Consider the following 20634-nt stretch of genomic DNA (forward strand, 5'->3'; position numbering starts at 1 on the left):
AATGGAATGTTTTTAAGACTAAGGAATGACTAAGGGGAGTAACACACTCCCCTGTTGCATCAAGGCAAATTACTTGTTCATCGCAGCAATTAAAAAGGCAGAAATTTTTGCACCTTCTTTAAGCGTTGTTTCAGAACTCGTTTGACCAATCAAAGAGCTGTCTGTAAATGGTGCAATTTCCATCATATCAGCCCCAGTAATTGGAAACTCATCAGCTAAAGCAACCAAAATGTCTAATGCATGCTGTGGTGTTAAACCACCGGCTTCAGGTGTGCCTGTCGCAGAAGCAAATGCTTCGTCTAGTGCATCAATATCAAAGCTCACATAAAGCTCATCAACCTTATCTGCTTTAAGCTGAGCAATTACTTCTTCAGCAACAGCTTTAGCACCGCGCTCAATAATTTCATGTGCCCAGTGCTGCTTAACACCAAAAGTCTCTTCCCAGTGCTGTTTCGGTTTACCACTTGAACGAATACCAAATTGAATAAGGTTACGCGGTGCAGGTAGATACTCAAGGATATGTGTACACCATGAACCAAAACATAAATCGATACCTAAGCGCTCTACAAGTAAATCAGTGTGGGCGTCAAAATGGATAATTGCAGTGCGTTTACCTGCATCACGCTTTGCTTTTAAATACGCTTTAGTTAGCGGATAACTGATTGAATGGTCACCGCCAATCCCGAAAATACCTTTATCTGGGTAGTTGGCATAAAACCCATCACAGACATCTTCAGTGATAGACAATGGTGATACATGGTATTCGCTGTTTTCATCAGCATAGAGTGCTTTTTGACAGTTTGTGATTGTAGCTTCGTTTAGGTATTTATCATGCAATAAATGCGGAATAACACGAACGTCACCTAAGTCGAACGCACGAGCCTGTGGCTGTTGATCAATTAAGGTAGAACGTAAAAATAACGGGCCCCAGTTAGCACCACGTAAAATACCCCCACCACAATCAGAGCTGATCCCAAGAATCACAGCTTTATGTTCTGAGTCGGCTAGTGTCTCTAATGACTCTTTCCAAAGAACGTCTACGTTCTCTGTCTGACCGTATAATTTTGTTCGTAAGGCATCTTTACGTTCTTTCGCTGTATTTACCGTAAAAACACCATCGCCTGGTGGGCAAAGACATTGACTTAGTTTTTCGTGAAATGCTTTTTGTGTGTTACTCATTTCTACTCCGCTGCTAAATAACTGCATATTCATTCGTAATCGTTAAAATTACGCTTTCTCATAATCTAGAAACCGCGATGCAAGCATCACATTTATCATGAGAAGAAGGAAAAATTAACCTCTTGAAATTTATAGTTTATTATTTCTAAAGAGACTCATTATGGGTGCTCAATAACTCAATGAGCGTGGTATTTTGGCAGGTATAACATGCACGGAGGGAAAGTCAAATTTTGCAGCAACCTATTAGATTGCTGCAATAGATTTATATTCAAGCTAGGTGAATACTCATTATTCGTAACCCCTTGGCTTCTTAGTTTTTATTACCGCAATGTAAGCATGCCAACTCGCGTAGCTTAATAATGGCATAATAACAATGAAACCTGCCGTTCCAGTTACAAATCCCAGAAATACCATGAATATTATTAAAGCAGCCCAAACAACCATTGCGCCTACATTGGTTTTTACTGCATTCATCGATGAGATAACCGCCGTCATTATATCTACGCGTCTTTCCATCATTATCTGCGGGGTAAATGCTGAAATAGCAAAGACTGTTACCAGCAAAATGCCGCCAACTATCGAGCCAAGCGTAAGAAACGCAGATAGCTGTTCAAAGCTAGGATCTACAACATTCGGATACAGTGCGTGGATCAATGCAGCAAGTCTCATCCACACAATCATAATCACCATTAATAATACTGCAAATCCCCATTCACCAGCGGGGTTTCTAAACATTGATTTTAAACTGTGCATTAAGGTCGGTTTATGCCCTTTTTCTAGCTCCCAAGCAACATCGTAAAGCCCAGCCGCAAATGCAGGGCCAATAAGAGCAAAGCCAACAACCGCTGGCAAAATGACAAGGTGTGTATCAAATTGATACACAAAGTACATTATTGCTGCAGGTATTAGTGTAAAAACTAAACCGTACACTAAGCTTAGGATTGGCGCATTGGCAATATCTTTAAACGCTAAAGCAAGCCAATGAAACGGAGCAGCCATAGAAACATGAGCACTCTCTAAACAGCGAGCAAATTCATGATGTTTACTCATAGATGATGAAGCAGGCATAATAGGTCCTCTTTTATCGTTACATCTTTAGGTTTAGGTTATCTGTGCAAATCTTGCAACATTCGTAATCTAATAGGACATCTGTCCTGTACTTTAAACACGTATGATTAAAGTATTACGCTTTAGACAAAAATAAGGTTTAATAATGGAAAAGGTATTTCATTTAGGGCTCACTCGTGAGGACTTAAACGGTGCAACACTGGCAATCGTCCCTGGTGATCCTGATCGCTCTGCCCGCATTTCAACGCTTCTCGATAACCCAAAGTGCTTAGCAAAGACCCGTGAATTTCATGTATATCGTGGTGAGTTAAACGGCCACAGCGTGGTAGTTTGTTCAACTGGTATTGGTGGGCCATCTACATCAATTGCTGTTGAAGAGCTTGCCCAGCTAGGTATTGATACCTTTTTACGCATTGGTACAACAGGTGCTATTCAACCACACATTAATGAAGGCGACATTTTAATTAGCCAAGCATCTGTTCGTTTAGATGGTGCAAGTCAGCACTTCGCGCCATTGAGCTACCCTGCGGTATCTGACTTTTTTGCAACACAAGCTATGGTTAATGCTTGTGATAATTTAGGCATTAATTTCCATATTGGTATTACAGCTTCAAGTGACACCTTCTATCCAGGTCAAGAACGTTACGATACCTATTCAGGTTATGTTCCTCGCTCATTACAAGGTAGCTGTGAAGAGTGGCAAAAGCTTGGTGTGATGAACTATGAAATGGAATCAGCAACACTTTTCACTATGTGTGCAGCACTTGGCTTACGCGCAGCGTGTGTTGCAGGTGTATTAGTAAACCGTACTAAGCAAGAAATTCCTAATGTTGACCACGGCGAGATTGAGAAAAAGTCAGTCGCCGTAGTCATTGAAGCTGCAAAACTATTGCTAAACTAATCTTTAACTAGCTTAGCAATACAGTGCTCGAATGCTGGTGGGTTATCAAAACTTGCCAGCACACTTTTAGCCACCTCATACTGATTTTCGGCCCCTTGTGTTTCTAACAAGGTGATCGACTTAACCGTCTTATCATCAAACTTTAACCCAGCAAGATAAAACTGACTTAAAGCACTTTGAAGCGGTGATAAACTTGGGCTGTAAGCCGCATTTTCAGCATAGCTTCCGTAAAAATTACCGTTTTCAAAAGTCGTGATTTTAACGCTACAGTAGTTCGCGGTATAAGGTACGTAAGCTTTTAGCGCTGTTTCAGCTAATTTCTGATCGAGCTCATTAACACTATCGAAATGACCGTCGTTTTTTTCCTGTGAGAATAAGCTTTCGTTATTCCCTAAGTCTGTTGGCCCAAACGAATACGGCAAAAGCTCATGTAAAGTAAAGTGTCTTTCAGGAAGTAATATTTCAAGTGATTGCGCTGTGCTGAGCTCATTCATAAACTGGCGACAGTATCCACAAGGGGCATCACTGATCGCAATTTTATCTATTGATTGAGCACCGTTTAACCATGCATTATTTATCGCAGATTGTTCTGCGTGAACAACTAAACTTAGCGCTTGATGAGAAAACTCCACATTAGCACCAAAATAGAATGTCGTTTCACCTTGCTGATTGTTACCTTGTGCAATAGCACCGACATAGAATTTTGAAATTGGTGCGATAGAAAACAAACTCGCAACAGGTACACACGCTTTTAAGAGTTGTGACTCTGTTAACTGATGTTGCTCACAAAGTAATAAAATATCAGCTTGAGATAAGATGCCACGTTGGCTTTTCAACTGACTAAAAAGAGATTGCTTTTGCTCATCACTGAAGTCAAAAGGTGTTGTTCTTGACACAGAATTAGATACGTCTTTCCTAGTTACTGTCATAACAAATTATAATTATTAATTGGCTAAACAGTTTAAAAGGTTATGCATTTAAATACTAGGTTTCAACGCGCTGCGTCTCGAAATTTACAACAAAAAAAGTGTTAAATAGGCATTTTTTGTAAGCGCAAATATACACAGAAAATGAATTTCAGCTAGTTTCTCTGTTTATTGATGAACTAGCCAATTTTTAGCTTTACTAAAACACTCAAAATTCTCGGCTTGAAGGTTGTAACGTTTAGCTTTTTGCACAAATAAGTCATGCATAAAGCCATCGAAACTCACCACAATAGCTAATACAGCTCGCTTTAACGAGTTAGCAATCACTGGCATTATAGTAAACAAGTCTGCTGGTGCGAAGTCATGGGTTAACTCAGATACATCTACAAGAATTTTTTCTGACCCATATAATACTGAATATTGATGGGCTATTTGGTAAAAATTAATCACATCCTGTGCACTTGCAGTCCCTCTTAACGTCATCATCACTAAAGACGTCGATGCATCATAAGTGATGCACGTTGACACGTTCGACATAGGTTACTCTAAAATGCGTGGGTAAAGGTAAAATTAATGGTTGCTGAATAAAAGCCGGGCTATTTTATGGATCTGCCTTGCTTAGTCAATACCTAGCAATAAAATAGGTATGACCAGCTGCAAAGTTCACACTTAAGGATTGGATTTATACCCGCAAATGTTACCTACTTTCATAATCTATTTACCTTTTGAACATGTATGAGTTTTCTAATCCATTATTAAGCTTTTTCGTATAACTCTATTTCTAATTAAAATCCATAATAAATAACCTCACATATGTAGACGAAAGGATTATGCACTTTCCATCCTTACTCTGGTTTGTATAAAGGATTATTTGTAATGAAAATTCGTTTTCTGTTTTATCTATGCTTGATGCTGTTCACAAGCACTGCTCTGTCACAAGCAATCACAGAAACTGAATTTAAGGAAATAGAAACCTCAATTACTAAAACCTATGCCAGCTCCCCTACCAATGCCCTACAGCTAGTCAATTCATTATTATCCTCTGACACATTAATATTTTCATTAGAACAACGAGCAATAATCACAAATTATAAGGCTTGGTTTTTACTTGAAAACGATGAATTAGAGCAAGCCATGAAAACACTAGTTCATTTCATGGATATAGCATTACAGTCGAGTAATAAGGATTTAATGTATGGCTACTTAAACATATCTGGCGGTATTTATGCCCGATTAGGCATGTATCAAGATGCATTACACTATTATAGCGATGCATTACCTGTGGCAAAAACAATCGGAAAGCACCTTTTACAACAAACCGAAATCAATATTGCTCTGATTAACCTCAATTTAAAACGTTACCGTGACGCTACCATCGCTTTTGAACAATACAGAGATACCGCAAAAATAGAGAATCAGCCCCTAGATGAGTCGTTTGCAAGTACCCACCTTGCAATGGCACTAATTGGTTTAGGTGATTTTGATCATGCATTAGATGTATTAAATGACGCGATAATATTACAACAACGCCACGGCTTTACTGCTCATCTAAGTAAAAGTTTTGTATTGAAGGGAAAGGTATTACGTTTAAAAGGTATGTTAAATGAATCAGAAGAATTTCTAACTGATGCTGTAGAGCTTATAAAAACTCAAGCTTACAGCGGTGATTACTTAAGTGTGGTTTTATGTTTAGCGCAAACATACGATGCACAAGATTCAGCGAACAAAGCTCTAAATTTACTTGCTTCGATTGAAACAGATACTTTTAAGTTCTCTGATATCACGACTCAGCTTGAAGTAACCAAGTTGACTGCACAACTACTTGAAAAGCAAGAACAGTATGCTGAAGCACTGATTGCATACAAACACTATGCACAGATCAATGCGGAAATTTTAAAACGCCAAGCAAATGTTAATTTAGCTAAAGCGTTAGCGCAGGCTGATGCAAAAGCCAAAGAGCTCAAAATTGCAGAACTTACACGGGCAGAGCAAGTAAAAGCAACAAAAGCGCAGGCGTTTAAAGATCTTACTATCGTCATATCAATATGCTTGGTAATAATCTTGTTTGGTTCTTTTATCGCGATAAATAATATTGATAAGCGAAAACAAGAACTTGAAAAGATACTAGTACAATTAAATGAAACACAGGATCATTTAATTGAAATCGAGAAGATAGCCTCTTTAACCTCATTAGTCTCTGGCATGGCCCATCAATTAAATACACCAATAGGCACAATTGTCACAGCAAGCTCACTCATCGACGAATATTTAGAGTCTTTGTCAGATAAATTTAAACAACAAAACTTATCAAGCAAATACTTCCATGAATTTATTACCAACACCGACAAGGCCAAGGATCTTGTTATTTCTGCTATTAACCGCTTAGCAGGTATTGTTGAGGAATTTAAAGCACTTAATGTGTCTATTAACTTAGACAAACCCTTATCAAGTATTCCATTAAAAAACTTTATTCATCATAAACTAGAGCCTATGAGTAAATATTTGGGTAAGAAAATTACTTATCATGTTGATGGAGACAGTGTAGCCATTACTTCCTGCCCTTCAATTTTAGAGGATATTCTAAAAACTCTGATTATTAATTCCTATGAACATGGTTTTACACATACAGCAGAAGGAAAGGTAGACATTACCATCCGCGCAGGTAATGACTATGTCAAAATTATCTATCAAGACAACGGCGTAGGCATTAAGGAATCAATCCTGCAAGAAATTTTTACCCCATTCTATACCACTAATTTAGGTGGCCATCACTTAGGGCTTGGTTTGAACGTGGTTTTTAATGCTGTGAAATATAACTTGAAAGGCAATATATGCGCCGTACCATCAAAGCACGGCGCACGGTTTGTGATTACATTACCAATCGATGCACGATTAGTTGACGACATCAATTAACCTGTATTGCGCATACCTGCAGCAATACCAGTCATTGTAATCATTAGGGCATTATCGATATCACCTTCAGAGTTTTCATCTGCTGCACGTGAACGACGTAATAACTCCACTTGTAGTAAGTTAAGTGGATCAGTGTACGGGTTACGCAGTGCAATCGACTCTTTGATCCAAGGTTGGTCAGCAAGTAAACTTTTTTGTGGGCTTAATGACTGCACCAGCTCAATTGCCTCACTCAATTCTTGGCGAAGCTTCACACCAAGTGGTTTATATTGCTCAGTTACCAATGCATCATCGTAATGAGCACTTAACCAACTATCGGCTTTACTAAATACCATTTCTAGCATCTCTAATCGAGCACGGAAGAAAGGCCATTTTAAGCTCATTTCGTGAAGTGTCTCGATGCCATATTTATCTAAAGCAGCTTTAAGACCTGTTAACGCACCTAACCAAGCAGGCAGCATTAAACGGTTTTGGCTCCAAGCAAAAATCCATGGAATTGCACGAAGGCTTTCTACACCCCCATTTGGGTTACGCTTCGCAGGGCGAGAACCCAGTGGTAATTTAGAAAGCTCTTGCTCTGGCGTTGCCATTCTAAAGTAAGGTACAAAGTTTTCATCATGACGCACAACTTGACGGTAATGCTCACACGAGTCAGCACTGATAAGTTCCATCACCTCACGCCACTCGCTTTTCGGCTCTGGCGGTGGTAGCAGGTTACTTTCAAGTACTGCACCGGCGTAAATATTTAAACTTTGTAGTGCTACAGCTGGCAAACCAAACTTAAAGCGGATCATTTCACCCTGCTCTGTTACACGCAGGCCACCTTTTAATGAACCAGGAGGTTGTGAGCGAAGTGCTTGCGCAGCTGGCGCGCCACCGCGACCAACCGTACCACCACGGCCGTGGAATAAAATCAATTCAATGCCGCGATTCTCGGCTAATTGAACCAGCTTATCCATTGCTTCATATTGTGCCCAGCCTGCAGCCATCATACCTGCATCTTTTGCAGAATCTGAGTAGCCAATCATGACATTTTGTTGGTTTTGAATATGACCACGGTACCAGGTGTTATCAAGTAAACATTCAATAACATCTTTACCATTATTTAAGTCGTCTAACGTTTCAAATAATGGTGCAACCGGTAAGTTAAACTTACAGCCGCTTTCTTTAAGCAATAACTGCACTGCCAGTACATCAGATGCAGTACGAGCCATCGAAATAATATACAGGCCGAATGTTTGTGCATCTTGCGCTGCTATTACATCAAATGTATCAAGCACTTCTTGTACTTCAGGGCTCGGTTGCCAATGTTTTGGAATAAGCGGACGACGCGAATTTAGCTCAGCAAGTAAGAATGCTTGTTTGTCTTCTTCTTGCCATTGATGATAATCACCTAAGCCTAAATAACGTGTTAACTCAGAGAAAACATCACCATGACGCGACGAATCCTGACGAACATCTAATTTAGCAAGGCGTAGACCAAAGCTGTTAATACGACGCAGTACATCAAGCAGTAAACCATCGGCAACTACCTTCATATTGGTTTTAATCAGCGAGCGATAACACACTTCGATTGGGTGTTTAATTTGCGCTATATCTGTAATTAAATCTTCAGAATCAGTACGCTTTTTCTTAATTTTAGCGCCTAAATGCGTCACAGTTTCGGCAATTTGATTCTTGAGTTTTTTAAGTACCGCACGATATGGTTCAAAGTCTTGGCCTGCAAGTTCAATAAGCTCATCACTTGCATCTGACATTGATAACTCATTGCTTAGCGTTTCGATATCACGCGAATACAAATCAAGCGCCATCCAGCGGCCATGATCAAGTACTTGCTGTGTCACTTCAGCAGTTACAAACGGGTTACCATCACGGTCTCCGCCCATCCAAGAAGTGAACTCAATTGGGCTGTAATCAATCGGCAACTCTAAATCGAGCTCAGTTTTTACATCTTCGCTAAATTCACGTAAGAAACGCGGTACGGCATGCCATAAGCTATTTTCAATAACAGCAAAGCCCCATTTTGCTTCGTCAATTGGCGTTGGGCGCGAACGGCGAATATCGTCAGTATGCCATGCTTGGCTAATTAGCTGAGCAATACGGTTTAATAGGTCAGCACGTTCGCTTGGCAAATTGTCTTTACGCTCTAAAGATGCAAGACAATCACTAAGTTCAACGTGTTTATTAATCATAGTACGACGCGTCACCTCTGTTGGGTGTGCGGTTAGTACAAGGTTTATGTGGAGTTTTGAGAGTGTTTGTGCCAAGTGATTTGGATCTACTTGACCTTGTTTTGCCGCTGTTGCTAACGCTTTTAATGTTTGAGTGAGAGGGTTTAATTGGCAAAAGCCAACATCATTAAAACGCGATACGGTATGAAATTGTTCAGCAACATTAGCAAGATTCAAAAAATGATTAAATGAGCGTGCAACCGGTAATAGTTCTTCATCTGTGAGAGCGTGTAGTACATCGATAAGCGCTTGTCTGTCGGCTTCGTTACCACTACGTGACGATTTAGATAAAGCGCGAATTTCTTCTACCTTATCTAAAATGGCTTGTCCTTGTGCATCTTTAATGGTTTGACCCAGCATTTGTCCAAGCATACTAACATTACCGCGAAGTGCAGCATATTGTTCACTCATTCTCATACTCCTTTCTTTAGCTAAGTTGAAAGTACTTACTGCGCAGTATTTAACCAAGCACGAACGCAGCTAAATACTGATCCTTTCTATTAATATCATTGTCGGCGTTAATTTAATAGATCGAATTTTCTAACAAACTCGTAAAAAAGAATAACCAATCTATCAACATAAAAGTGTAATAAATACGCAGTTTGTTTTGATAGAAGGGTTAGCGACACACACAATTGGTAAAATGGACTTACCAATTAAATTGTCAAAATACGCGTAAATTAAGGCATTCTTAATATCAGTTTGGTCAAATTTTTACCGAGCCTTTTTATCTACTTTAGTTTAGGTAAATTAGATTCTAAATCGCTATCGCAATACTTATTGATGATAGATTGAGCTAAAAAAGTTTTTTAAATATTTTATAACAGGTCAAAAATGCAACTCTTTATTCTGTGCGGTGCAAGCAGTGAAATCGCTAAAGCCTATTTCACAACATTAAAAAAACAAATCAGTCGTGGTCATATCGTCACCATCAGCCGTAATAAATTTAATGCTAATTTTGATGAGGTATCGAACAATGAAATCAGCCACCATCATTTTACAACTGATTACTCAGAGCAAAGCTTAGGTGAAATTGCCAAAGAACTTGCCAACAGCCAATATGACTTAGCTCAACTGATGATATTTAATGGCCTATTACATGATCCAGATAATGCGCCTGAACGTAAACTTGAACAAATATCTGAGCAGCACTTTATCAATAGCATGCATACAAACGCCCTACTGCCAATTCGCTGTGTGACTTTATTCTCAACGCTTTTAAAGCCGCAAGTAGCAACAGTGATTTGCGCTCTTAGTGCGCGGGTTGGCAGCATTAGTGATAATAATCTAGGCGGTTGGTATAGCTACCGTGCCTCGAAGGCAGCTTTAAATATGTTATTTAAATCTGCAGCGATCGAACTTAGCAGGCGCTATAAACAATGCCACTGCGTGTTATTTCACCCAGGTACCACTGATACTCCGCTATCAAAGCCGTTTCAGGCAAATGTACCCGAAGGAAAGTTATTTACCCCTGAGTTTGTAGCCGAGCAGCTGTATTCATTGATAAGTGATGCTGATTATTTACAACAATCACCCAGCCCAGCCTACTTTGACTGGCAAGGAAAACCCATAGACTGGTAACAGGACAATTATGCATTTAACAAAGCAAGCCATTGTAGATCTAGAAAGCCGCTACCGCGCCCATTTAATTAATAGTTTGTCGGGATTTAAAAGTGCTAACCTAGTCGGCACACAAGATAGTAACGGCCAAACTAATTTAGCCATTGTTAGTTCAGTATTTCATCTTGGCGCACATCCCCCTTTAGTGGGTATGATAATTCGCCCTCATTCAGTGCCTCGCCACACCCTAGAGAACTTATTAGCGACTAAGCAATATACGATTAAACACGTGAACAAAGACATTTATAGCAAAGCGCACCAAACATCGGCACGCTACGATAAAGACGAGTCTGAATTTGATGCTACAGGGCTTACTACTCAATACCTAAATAACTTTACGGCGCCTTTTGTTAAAGAAAGTAAGCTTAAATATGCCCTTGAACTCAAAGAACACCACCACCTTGCCATCAATGGCACGGAACTTATCATAGGTGAAATAACTGATATCTACTTAGATGAGGCGTGTCTGCAAGAAGACGGCTTTGTCGATATTGAAGCCATTGGCACAGTGGCCGTTAGCGGGCTTGATAGTTACCACGTAACTGATCGTTTAGCCCGCTTGGCCTATGCTAAAAAATGAATCTTAGATTATGAATGGCTTAGGCGCATGGGTTAACACCTCAAAGCCAGATTCGGTGACAACTATGTCATCTTCAAGGCGCACACCACCGTAGCCTGGTATATAAATGCCAGGCTCAATGGTGATCACATTTCCTACTTCAAGGTTGTAGTCTGTCAGTGTGTTGATAAATGGCACTTCATGTAAAAATAACCCTAAACCATGGCCAAGACCTTTACCTGCGTACTCGCCAAAGCCCGCATCAGCAATCACCTTGTTTGATATGGCATTTAAATCTAAACAATTAACACCCGGTTTAACCATTTCAAGTGCTGTATTTTGTGCATCTAGAACAGTATTATAAATACGGGTTTGTTTTTCTGATGCTTCGCCAATAATGTAACTACGAGTCATATCAGAGCGATAGCCATTTACAACTGCACCAAAATCAAGGGTTACAAAGTCACCTTGCTTTAAAACCTGATCTGACGGGTTACCATGCGGCAAGGCTGAGCGTTCTGCAAATAGCATGATAGTGGCAAACGACATACCCTCTGATCCTAGCTTTTGCATTCTAAATTCAAGCTCTAAGGCAAGGTCACGCTCAGTTACACCCGGTTTAAAATAAGGCAGCGTTTGTGCTAATGCTTCATCAGCAATGGCTGCGGCAGCCTTTATTTGCGCCACTTCCCAGCTATCTTTAACGCGTCTTAGTTTTTCTATTAAGCCGTTTACTGCTGTTAAAGTATGGCCGCTAAGATCATCTGCCACACCTTGCCAAATTGCTACTGTGACATAACTTGCATCAAATGCGACATGGCTGTTTGGGCTAAGGTGCCTGTTAATACAATGACCAAGAGTTTCGTTGTCTCTGTCTCGGCAAACAACTTCAAATCCTGTTGTTTCTGCAATTGCACGTTGGTGGTATCGGTAATCAGTGATCAACACACAATCATTTTGAGTAATTAATGCATAAGCGGCATTACCACTAAAACCACTTAAGTAACGAATATTTTCATGACCTAGTACTAACATGGCGCTGTAACCTTGTTGTTCTAGCAAGGCTTTAAATTCAGCTTGTCTTTTTAAGTAATTAACTTGCATTGTCGCTCCTTATTTTTTGCGCATGCTAACAATAATCGCCACAAATACGAATATTATGCGATTAGTCGCAGTGAGTTTGCATCAGCTGTTTACTCAAGCCACAATGCACAAAAAACCAAGGAGTACACAATGACAACATATGGTATTGGCACACAAACGCCAGAGCAGGCGCTTGACTCTTTGTCAGATATGACAACAGATTTAACCCCTATTCAAAACGACGAATTTCATGCGCGTATCGCAAAAGCACAAGCGTATATGCAAGCAAACAATATTGACGCAATTTACTTAAATGCAGGTACTAACCTTGCCTATTTTACGGGTATGCGTTGGTACGCAAGTGAGCGTTTAGTTGGCGCGATTTTACCTGCTAAAGGTGATGTGCAATACATAGCACCATTTTTTGAAATCGGCAGCTTAAACGATTTTATGGTGATTGATGGCCCAATTCGAGGTTGGCAAGAGCACGAAAATCCTTACCAACTGTGTGTAGATGTACTTTCAGAAATGGGCATTAGCAAAAACGGCACCCTTGGTATTGATGAAAGCGCACAGTTTTTCATCTACGACGGCATTAATAAAGCTAATAGCAATTACAACATTGTTAACGCACAGTGCGTAACGGCTCACTGCCGCATGCATAAATCACCCAGCGAACTTGCCCTAATGCAACGCGCTATGGACATGACCCTAGAAGTACACAAAGCAACGGCAAGTATGCTTTATGAAGGCATCACCACCACTGAAGTGGAAGCATTTATTAAAAAAGCCCACCAAAAGGTCGGCGCACCGGGTAACTATTTTTGTATTGTATTATTTGGTGTTGCGTCATCTTTCCCGCACGGCGTTAAAAACCCGCAAACCCTTAAAAAAGGTGACGTGGTACTGATTGATACTGGCTGTAAAGTGCATGATTACCTCTCAGACATTACCCGTACTTATGTATTTGGTGAAGCAACCGAACGTCAACGTATGTTTTGGCAGCACGAGAAAAATGCCCAACTTGCTGCTTTTGCTGCTGCAAAAAATGGTGAGCCATGTGGCAAAGTAGATGATGCTGCAAGACAGTACCTAGCCGAAAATGGCATGGGGCCAGAATATCAAACACCGGGCTGTCCACACAGAACAGGTCATGGCATTGGTTTAGATATTCATGAATGGCCATACTTAGTTGGTGGAAACCCTACCCCACTCGCAACAGGTATGTGTTTTAGTAATGAACCTATGATTGTCGTACCTGATGAGTTTGGTATTCGCTTAGAAGATCACTTTTATGTGACAGACGAAGGCCCGCGCTGGTTTACCGAGCCGGCTCATAGCATTGATGACCCATTTGGTTTAGCTAAATAAAATTTCAATCATTATCAAAAGGCCAGATTTCTGGCCTTTTTTGTATCTAAATTATTACAATCTTTAACAGTGTGTTTAGTTAAGAGACAACCTATCAGCTTTTATCATGTTATGATTTTAAGAATTTAACTTAAATACCTAACATAATTACGGAGAATAAATGGGTTTACGTTTTAAAGTTCCACATACCTTGATACTTCTGCTTAGCATGATGGTCGTTGCGCTTATTGCTACATGGTTAGTACCACAAGGTTTTTTCACTACCACATTAAGTGAATCTGGCCGCGAAATGGTCGTTGCGGGTACCTATCAAACGGTTGCTGAGCGACATTACTTAACCCCATGGGATTTATTACAAGCCATACCTCGTGCTTTTGCTGCTGCTCAAGATGTTATTTTCTTTGTGTTAATTGTTGGTGGCGTATTAGCTATTGCACGTGCGACAGGCACTGTCGATGCACTCATTGGTAGGCTTTTAGAGCGCCACGGTAAAAAGCCGCAGCGGTTAATTTTTATGGTGGTGTTTTGCTTTGCCTTGGCATCAAGCAGTATTGGTACCGCCGGTGAATATATTCCTTTTGTTATTATTTTAGTAGCCCTTTGTAAAGCAATGCGCTTAGACGCAATGACCGCCGTGGGTATGATAGTCGCAGGTTATGGTATTGGTTATGGTGTTTCGGCATTTAACCCATTTACCGTATTAATCGCACAGCAAATTGCAGGTATTCCTGTTTACTCTGGCCTGTGGTTACGTTTAGCCATTTTTATTCCATTCGTGCTCATTGGTTTTCATCATGTTTGGCAATACACCAAAAAGGTAGCTAACGACCCATCTAAGTCAATGATGATTGGCGTGCCTTGCCCACTAGAAAATCAAACAGCAACAAGTTACCCAGCACTTGCCATGCGCCATAAACTTATTTTAGGCAGCTTTATTATTACCCTTGCAATTGCAGTATGGGGCATCGCTACAAAGGGCTGGTACTTATACGAGCTAGGTGGTGTTTTTATTGCGTGGGGTGTGGTTGTAGCCATCTTAGGCAAACTATCTGCTGATGAAGCAGCAAACAAATTTATAGAAGGCGTATCTGATCTTGTTACTACCGCAGTGTTAATTGGTGTTGCACGCGGTATTGCCCTTATTTTAGAAGACGGCCAAATCCTGCATAGCCTTGTACATGGCATGTCGTTACCGCTTTCTTATGTATCAGCTGAAATATCTGCAATTGGCATGTTGGTTATTCAAACCCTACTCAATACCTTTATCCCTTCAGGTTCTGGGCAGGCTTATGTCACCATGCCACTGATGGCACCACTAGGTGATTTAGTGGGTGTACCAAGACAAGTTGCCGTACTTGCTTACCAATTTGGTGATGGCTTTTCAAATATGATCATTCCTACCAATGCCGTACTCATGGGTATTTTAGGCATGGCAGGTGTACCTTACGGCCATTGGTTTAGATTCTGTTTACCACTACTAATTAAACTAATGGTCGCAGCATCGGTTGTATTAGTTTTAGCAGTAATGTTTGGCTATGGCTTAGATGTGCAGCCCACACTTAATTAAGTTAGTTGTGTGAGCTAATTGGCTCCACATTGAATGAATGATGCACGCTAACACCTGTGTGTTAGCGTGACTCTGTGCATTACTTGCCACAAAATATTGTCAGATGAAAAAGCTAATTATAAAAACTTCTGTACGAAAGCTTTTAACTCATCTTTTTCAGCTTAACTAGCAAATGAATTTGCCGGAATGATCAATGCTGACAATTTATCGACAAAGATATACACGTTACCTTTATGTTCTTCAATTTCCTCTACTGCTTCCCATTTATAGAAGCAATGTCCTAGACTATTTATTTCAGTTATTCCGTCAGCTTGAAACTCTAAGCTTTTCTTTCCAATCACTAAACCACTATCATTTGGAATTGATAGTATTTTGAATTTATTAATGTTGTATAGAAAAACAATAAGTAATATCGAAAAAGGAATTGCTGTGATCAGCGCAGATTGCCAATGAAAATCATTAAAACGAATAGACTTTAATTGGAACACAGACATAAAAGTTACAGCCAATACAAACCAGATGATCATATTCTTAAGAAAACTAGAGCTTGCTTTACTTTTTGCATTACACAGCCTACTCACTGCAAATTTGGAATACTCTAAGTAATCTTGCTTTGTAATGGTTATGTTTTTAATCATGAATTGAAAATGTCCTTATAAATGACTTTCACTAGGTATATTCGATAATTTATACAATATTGGTAACTCATAACCTCTTTTTTTTACATCTTGATGTGCGTCTGAAATTTTCAAGAAACCTATAACCTGTAGAAAAGATAAAAAGTCAACGGCATCATCTTCTGAAATATCTGGAATGTTTGCCCTGATCCATTTGTAATCGAACTTTGTTTTATTCCCTCTTTTCGCCAAAAACACATTTACATTTTTAGTCCATTTTGAGTCGATTTTCTCAATGTTTTTTATATATATATCCTTAGCTGAAAGGTATGCTTGATAAACACAATACTTTTTAAATAAATCCCACTCAAAGTCTTTCTCTATAAGGACTAACTCTGAGACCTGATCAGGGTTATCATCATAGTAAGAGGCAACCTTCGTTACTACTTCCTTCAGAAAAATAAGCATATACCTTGGAGTGCAAATACCATTTCCATCTAAAAAATGCGATTTAATAAAATCAAAAACATCCATTTCTATATACTTATTATCGTTAGAGCAAAAATGGATAGTGGAACGTGGAAAGACTTTAGTTATAATTGCTTTATCAAACTTTGCGTATAAGCTGGTAGCGCGCTCAGACTTTTCTTTTTTGTTAACAAAACTTTTAATATATTCGGGGACTTTTGAACTTAAAAGAATTTTCTCTCTCCAGGTTAAATCAAACTCACTTAAATCTGTAGCTTTATAAATGTCTTCTGACCGGCAGATTTTAGCTTTTGTCAACGCCACCATAATTCTTGAACTTAAAAATCGTAAAGTCTCGTCATGGCTCCACTTAAGCCTTATCACATTATCGTTTACTTTATCATATCCCAGTGCTGCAAAGTCTAAACGATCAAATAAATCTGCTCTTATGAATATTTTTAAATTAATATTAGTAATAGCAGCCAGATCATCATCCACTTCAAGCAAAGCGTTTATATACTGCCTTTGTATATAGTATTCGGTCCCTGCTACAAATCGATCTATTTTATCTATAATAACCCTTGCACAGTCATAACTCCGTGCACTAATTGACTCAGATATTGCCCTCTGCACTTCCTCAAGGTTAATCTTCTTTTCTGGTTTTGGAGATTTCTGTGATAATCCAGCTTCAAAGCTAATTGGATTATCACCTACCTTTGCTTCAAACTTGACATTAGCATTCGAAATTATATTGTTTAATTTGTGAAGAATATTTGAATATTTATCTGAGCTATTTGAATCATTTAAGAAGTTATTAACTACTTTTTCAGAATCATTTTTAGGGAAACCCTCTTGTTTTGAAAGCGTAATTGATACTTTCAACAAAATATTAAATTTCCATAATAGTTGGTACAATGTACTTTCATCCTTGCCAGCATAGTGTTTATTTACGAATTCAGAAAGTTCATTAAAGGATAGAGCCTCTTCCAATGGTACAATTAAATCATTTTTATATGACTCGATTTTTTTGGCATTATTTTTTATAAGAGTAAATAGAGTGCTTTTACCTGTACCTATTGCCCCCACTATTATTGAATGTTGATTAGTATAGAACTGTTTTACCGATGACGTCTCTATAATACCAAACTCCTCAACTTTATCTCTATGTCCATCAGCGCTTCCGAATTGTAGTGTTCTTAATTTATCTACCGGGAAAGGATCTGGAAGTGATGGGGTTGATTTCCTCTGACTCATTTAAAATAATTCCTTCTACCTACAATATGACTAAGAGCTTTTAATTATAACTTTAAAGAACCCTACCATATTAAAAATAAAAAACTCCTAAAAATTAGAAAATTTAAGAAGAAACTTTTTAAAATAAACCAATTATTACTACAGCAACTTTAAATTATAAGACATTATCACTCCTTTGATTTAGTATTTATTCACTCTTCGTCTAACATTCAGTATTAATCAAAACAAATTAATAATTTACGGTAGGTATTTATTGGTATGACAGGTTTTTCTTTCGGACATTGGTTTAGATTCTGTTTACCACTGTTGATTAAACTAATGGTCGCAGCATCGGTTGTATTAGTTTTAGCTGTAATGTTTGGCTATGGCTTAGATGTGCAGCCCACAGTAAATTAAGTTAGTTGAGTGAGCTAATTGGCTCCTAAGTTAATGATGCCCGCTAACACCTGTGTGTTAGCGTGGCTCTGTGCATTACATGCCACGAAATATTGTCAGATGAAAAAGCTAATTATAAAAACTTCTGTACGAAAGCTTTTAATTCGTCTTTTTCAGCTTCACTAGCAAATGAATTTGCCGGAATGATCAAGATTGTGTATTAACAATATACGTTATGGGTTCTTTAAATAGTTTGTGATGTACTTAGTGAAGATTCTTGAGCAGAAAGCAAAGGTTTTACAGATTTAGCTTCTTCTTGATAACGATTTCTCGTATCCCATAAATCTACAGAGTGCTGGATATTAAGCCAAAACTCTGGGGTATTCCCTAACGCTGCAGCAAGTTTAATTGCAAGGGGCGCTGTTAAGCTACCGCCATTAATCAAATTACTAACTGTATTTCTATGTACACCCATTGCTTCAGCTAAAATTTTTGATGTAATGCCCATAGGCTCCAAAAACTCTAGCTTGAGCATTTCACCTACACTCACAGGACGACGCTTTGTTATACGCATAACTCTTACCTCAATACTTATGAGGGTCTAAATAGGTGTTTTCTGCTACACCATCAACCCACTTAAAAATCAATCGATACTGTTTGTTCACTCGTATTGAACACCAATCTTTCAAGTTACCTTCAAGATGCTCAAACCGATTACCTGGTGGTACTCTTAAGTCAGCTTCAGCCTTTGCTGCATCTAATATTTCTAGCTTACGATATAAAGCATTCTCTATAACCTTAGGGATTAATCGATGTCGTTTATCCTCTTCATAGAATGCTTCGAGCCACTCATCCTTAAAATTTACAGCCATATCCCTGCACTGTCCTATTGTGCATCAGTACAGAAATAATAGCGCACAGTAGCAATGTGCACAACATATACGTTTAAAAATCACTCTGGGCACTTTTGTCGTGTATAAACTTATTCGTAGAAAACCATTTTTGGATATAAATGGGTTGGTGCTGAAGGACAGTTCTGTGCCAAAATCAGAAAATAAGCCATACCTTGATTATGCCCCAAAATAAGTTAGGTTAAATGCTCTAACTGCTGCTTTGAGCAATCAAGAAACGGTCCAATCCCTACACATTGAATGATAAGTTAACGCATCTTTAATAATAGCTAGAAAATTTTGCTTAATGGGCTTACAACACCGTTTGCTCCTTGTTGTAAAACATGGGTGTAAATCTGTGTGGTTTTGACATCAGAATGGCCCAATTGTGCTTGAACGATGCGAATATCGGCGCCACTTTGCAATAGGTGCGTTGCAAATGAATGGCGCAAGGTATGAGGCGTAATAACCTTTGTAATATTGGTTTGCTTTAATGCTTTTTTAATCGCTTTTCTAACACATGTAGGGTGGAAATGGTTGCGACGTATCTCGCCAGTTTCTGGGTCATCACTTAATTTGTAGGAAGGAAATAAGTATTGCCACGCTAGTGATTTATTAGCTGAGGGATATTTACGAGTTAAAGCGTTAGGCATCCACACACCTGCGTATCGCTCGTTTTGTAAATCAAATCTTAAATATTCTTCAACTTGCAAAATTTGATTTCTAAGTAATGGGAGCAACTCCGTTGCAAGAGTAACTATACGATGCTTGTTGCCTTTTCCGTTCCAAATTTGAATGCATTTGTAATCAAAATCAATGTCTTTTACTCGCAATTGCACCGCTTCCATCACACGCAAACCACTTCCATACATTAACCCCGTGATTAAGTAATATCGCTTGGAAAGATGACTCATCAATTGCTTTACTTCATCAGGCGTCATCACTACAGGCAGCTTGGGTTGTCGATTACTTCGTGCAAAATTCAAGTTTAAAGAAAGCTCATTTTTGACAATATGTTTATATAAAAAAGCGAGCGCATTTAAAGCTGCACTTTGTGTTCTAGGTGACATATTACGTTTTAATACAATATGGTCTAAAAACGCTTTGACTTCTGCATCTCCCATTGAGCTTGGGTGACGTTTGTTGTGAAAGTGAATAAATTTTGCGATCCAACCTAAATAAGCATTAATTGTTCTTAATGAATACTGACGAGTGAGCATATAGTCTGCAATGTAGTTTAAATAAGGAGAGCGAGTTTTCATTTTCATTCCTTTGAAATGAAGCTGTATATATATACAGTTTTAGCTCAGTCGCTCGTATAGTCAAGAAAACGACCCAATCGCTCGTTTTTATCCTGAGGTAAAAGCGAGAACTCCTAAATTTTAATAACACTGGTAATTAGTTAACAAGTTTGTTAGAAATAATCTAATAAGAAAAACGAGCTACGCTGTGGTAGAAAAACGCGCGATTAGCTCGCTATAAACATGTTGAACTAAGCCGCTACGCGGAGATCCTATTCTTATCATTTGAGCCACACTTACCTTGGGGTTATCCCATAACTTGGAGGTAAGTCATGAATACACTCATTGAACAAGTCAAAACTGAAATAGCC

General features: G+C 38.9%; 17 protein-coding genes. 6 read left to right on the forward strand and 11 right to left on the reverse strand.

Annotated elements, in window-relative coordinates:
- Positions 1-69: 69 nt before the first annotated feature.
- A complete protein-coding gene (locus tag NH454_RS10310) occupies positions 70-1179 on the reverse strand; it encodes an arginase family protein (protein ID WP_135926555.1) in 1110 nt (369 codons plus the stop codon).
- Between the two features lie 288 nt (positions 1180-1467).
- Entirely contained in the window at positions 1468-2247 is a 780-nt protein-coding gene (locus NH454_RS10315) for a DUF2189 domain-containing protein (protein ID WP_199526905.1), read from the reverse strand.
- A gap of 145 nt (positions 2248-2392) precedes the next feature.
- Between NH454_RS10315 and udp the strand changes: the two genes are divergently transcribed.
- Positions 2393-3148 (forward strand): uridine phosphorylase, encoded by a 756-nt coding sequence (udp, locus tag NH454_RS10320; RefSeq protein WP_135926553.1) that lies wholly within the window; start codon positions 2393-2395, stop codon positions 3146-3148.
- Here the strand turns inward: udp and cdd are convergent.
- Together cdd and NH454_RS10330 are read right to left on the reverse strand one after the other, a co-directional pair.
- Entirely contained in the window at positions 3145-4044 is a 900-nt protein-coding gene (gene cdd / locus NH454_RS10325; RefSeq protein WP_253038974.1) for a cytidine deaminase, read from the reverse strand. The two genes, udp and cdd, sit on opposite strands and share 4 nt — an antisense overlap.
- A gap of 198 nt (positions 4045-4242) precedes the next feature.
- Positions 4243-4611, reverse strand: coding sequence for a hypothetical protein (locus NH454_RS10330; RefSeq protein ID WP_135926551.1), 369 nt, complete (start codon positions 4609-4611; stop codon positions 4243-4245).
- Between the two features lie 339 nt (positions 4612-4950).
- Between NH454_RS10330 and NH454_RS10335 the strand changes: the two genes are divergently transcribed.
- Positions 4951-6987, forward strand: coding sequence for an ATP-binding protein (locus tag NH454_RS10335; RefSeq protein ID WP_253038975.1), 2037 nt, complete (start codon positions 4951-4953; stop codon positions 6985-6987).
- Here NH454_RS10335 and ppc read toward each other — a convergent pair.
- Entirely contained in the window at positions 6984-9629 is a 2646-nt protein-coding gene (ppc, locus tag NH454_RS10340; RefSeq protein ID WP_135926549.1) for a phosphoenolpyruvate carboxylase, read from the reverse strand. The genes NH454_RS10335 and ppc overlap by 4 nt on opposite strands.
- A 423-nt stretch (positions 9630-10052) precedes the next feature.
- Between ppc and NH454_RS10345 the strand changes: the two genes are divergently transcribed.
- Entirely contained in the window at positions 10053-10799 is a 747-nt protein-coding gene (locus NH454_RS10345) for an SDR family NAD(P)-dependent oxidoreductase (protein ID WP_253038976.1), read from the forward strand.
- A 10-nt stretch (positions 10800-10809) separates the two neighbouring features.
- Positions 10810-11418: a flavin reductase gene (locus NH454_RS10350; protein WP_253038977.1), complete on the forward strand. Its 609-nt coding sequence runs from the start codon at positions 10810-10812 to the stop codon at positions 11416-11418.
- 3 nt (positions 11419-11421) lie between these two features.
- On the opposite strand, the gene NH454_RS10355 is transcribed toward NH454_RS10350, so the two are convergent.
- Positions 11422-12501 (reverse strand): Xaa-Pro peptidase family protein, encoded by a 1080-nt coding sequence (locus NH454_RS10355; RefSeq protein ID WP_253038978.1) that lies wholly within the window; start codon positions 12499-12501, stop codon positions 11422-11424.
- Positions 12502-12630: 129 nt separating this feature from the next.
- On the opposite strand from NH454_RS10355, the gene NH454_RS10360 reads away from it, so the two are divergent.
- Positions 12631-13851, forward strand: a complete 1221-nt coding sequence (locus NH454_RS10360) for a Xaa-Pro peptidase family protein (RefSeq protein WP_253038980.1) — start codon at positions 12631-12633, stop codon at positions 13849-13851.
- Between the two features lie 160 nt (positions 13852-14011).
- Positions 14012-15418: a TIGR00366 family protein gene (locus NH454_RS10365; RefSeq protein ID WP_253038982.1), complete on the forward strand. Its 1407-nt coding sequence runs from the start codon at positions 14012-14014 to the stop codon at positions 15416-15418.
- A gap of 161 nt (positions 15419-15579) precedes the next feature.
- Here NH454_RS10365 and NH454_RS10370 read toward each other — a convergent pair whose 3' ends face one another.
- The 5 genes from NH454_RS10370 to NH454_RS10390 form a co-directional block, all read right to left on the reverse strand.
- A complete protein-coding gene (locus tag NH454_RS10370) occupies positions 15580-16056 on the reverse strand; it encodes a YcxB family protein (protein ID WP_253038984.1) in 477 nt (158 codons plus the stop codon).
- 15 nt (positions 16057-16071) lie between these two features.
- The gene (locus tag NH454_RS10375; RefSeq protein WP_253038986.1) at positions 16072-17757 is read right to left on the reverse strand and encodes a hypothetical protein; all 1686 of its coding nucleotides are present in this window, start codon (positions 17755-17757) and stop codon (positions 16072-16074) included.
- A gap of 619 nt (positions 17758-18376) precedes the next feature.
- The gene (locus NH454_RS10380) at positions 18377-18706 is read right to left on the reverse strand and encodes a HigA family addiction module antitoxin (protein ID WP_253038988.1); all 330 of its coding nucleotides are present in this window, start codon (positions 18704-18706) and stop codon (positions 18377-18379) included.
- 10 nt (positions 18707-18716) lie between these two features.
- Positions 18717-19004 carry a type II toxin-antitoxin system RelE/ParE family toxin gene (locus tag NH454_RS10385; protein WP_135926542.1) on the reverse strand — a complete coding sequence of 96 codons (288 nt, stop codon included), beginning with the start codon at positions 19002-19004 and terminating at the stop codon, positions 18717-18719.
- Between the two features lie 308 nt (positions 19005-19312).
- The gene (locus NH454_RS10390) at positions 19313-20284 is read right to left on the reverse strand and encodes an integron integrase (RefSeq protein WP_253038989.1); all 972 of its coding nucleotides are present in this window, start codon (positions 20282-20284) and stop codon (positions 19313-19315) included.
- Between the last annotated feature and the right edge of the window lie 350 nt (positions 20285-20634).

The organism is Pseudoalteromonas sp. Ps84H-4 (genome assembly GCF_024124645.1).
GTDB lineage: Bacteria > Pseudomonadota > Gammaproteobacteria > Enterobacterales > Alteromonadaceae > Pseudoalteromonas > Pseudoalteromonas lipolytica_C.

Excerpts from the sequence above, each read along its gene's own strand:
- NH454_RS10310 (WP_135926555.1), bottom strand. The coding sequence starts at position 1,179 with ATGAGTAACACACAAAAAGCATTTCACGAAAAACTAAGTCAATGTCTT.
- NH454_RS10315 (WP_199526905.1), bottom strand. The coding sequence starts at position 2,247 with ATGCCTGCTTCATCATCTATGAGTAAACATCATGAATTTGCTCGCTGT.
- udp (WP_135926553.1), top strand. The coding sequence starts at position 2,393 with ATGGAAAAGGTATTTCATTTAGGGCTCACTCGTGAGGACTTAAACGGT.
- NH454_RS10330 (WP_135926551.1), bottom strand. The coding sequence starts at position 4,611 with ATGTCGAACGTGTCAACGTGCATCACTTATGATGCATCGACGTCTTTA.
- NH454_RS10335 (WP_253038975.1), top strand. The coding sequence starts at position 4,951 with ATGAAAATTCGTTTTCTGTTTTATCTATGCTTGATGCTGTTCACAAGC.
- ppc (WP_135926549.1), bottom strand. The coding sequence starts at position 9,629 with ATGAGTGAACAATATGCTGCACTTCGCGGTAATGTTAGTATGCTTGGA.
- NH454_RS10345 (WP_253038976.1), top strand. The coding sequence starts at position 10,053 with ATGCAACTCTTTATTCTGTGCGGTGCAAGCAGTGAAATCGCTAAAGCC.
- NH454_RS10350 (WP_253038977.1), top strand. The coding sequence starts at position 10,810 with ATGCATTTAACAAAGCAAGCCATTGTAGATCTAGAAAGCCGCTACCGC.
- NH454_RS10355 (WP_253038978.1), bottom strand. The coding sequence starts at position 12,501 with ATGCAAGTTAATTACTTAAAAAGACAAGCTGAATTTAAAGCCTTGCTA.
- NH454_RS10360 (WP_253038980.1), top strand. The coding sequence starts at position 12,631 with ATGACAACATATGGTATTGGCACACAAACGCCAGAGCAGGCGCTTGAC.
- NH454_RS10365 (WP_253038982.1), top strand. The coding sequence starts at position 14,012 with ATGGGTTTACGTTTTAAAGTTCCACATACCTTGATACTTCTGCTTAGC.
- NH454_RS10370 (WP_253038984.1), bottom strand. The coding sequence starts at position 16,056 with ATGATTAAAAACATAACCATTACAAAGCAAGATTACTTAGAGTATTCC.
- NH454_RS10375 (WP_253038986.1), bottom strand. The coding sequence starts at position 17,757 with ATGAGTCAGAGGAAATCAACCCCATCACTTCCAGATCCTTTCCCGGTA.
- NH454_RS10380 (WP_253038988.1), bottom strand. The coding sequence starts at position 18,706 with ATGCGTATAACAAAGCGTCGTCCTGTGAGTGTAGGTGAAATGCTCAAG.
- NH454_RS10385 (WP_135926542.1), bottom strand. The coding sequence starts at position 19,004 with ATGGCTGTAAATTTTAAGGATGAGTGGCTCGAAGCATTCTATGAAGAG.
- NH454_RS10390 (WP_253038989.1), bottom strand. The coding sequence starts at position 20,284 with ATGAAAACTCGCTCTCCTTATTTAAACTACATTGCAGACTATATGCTC.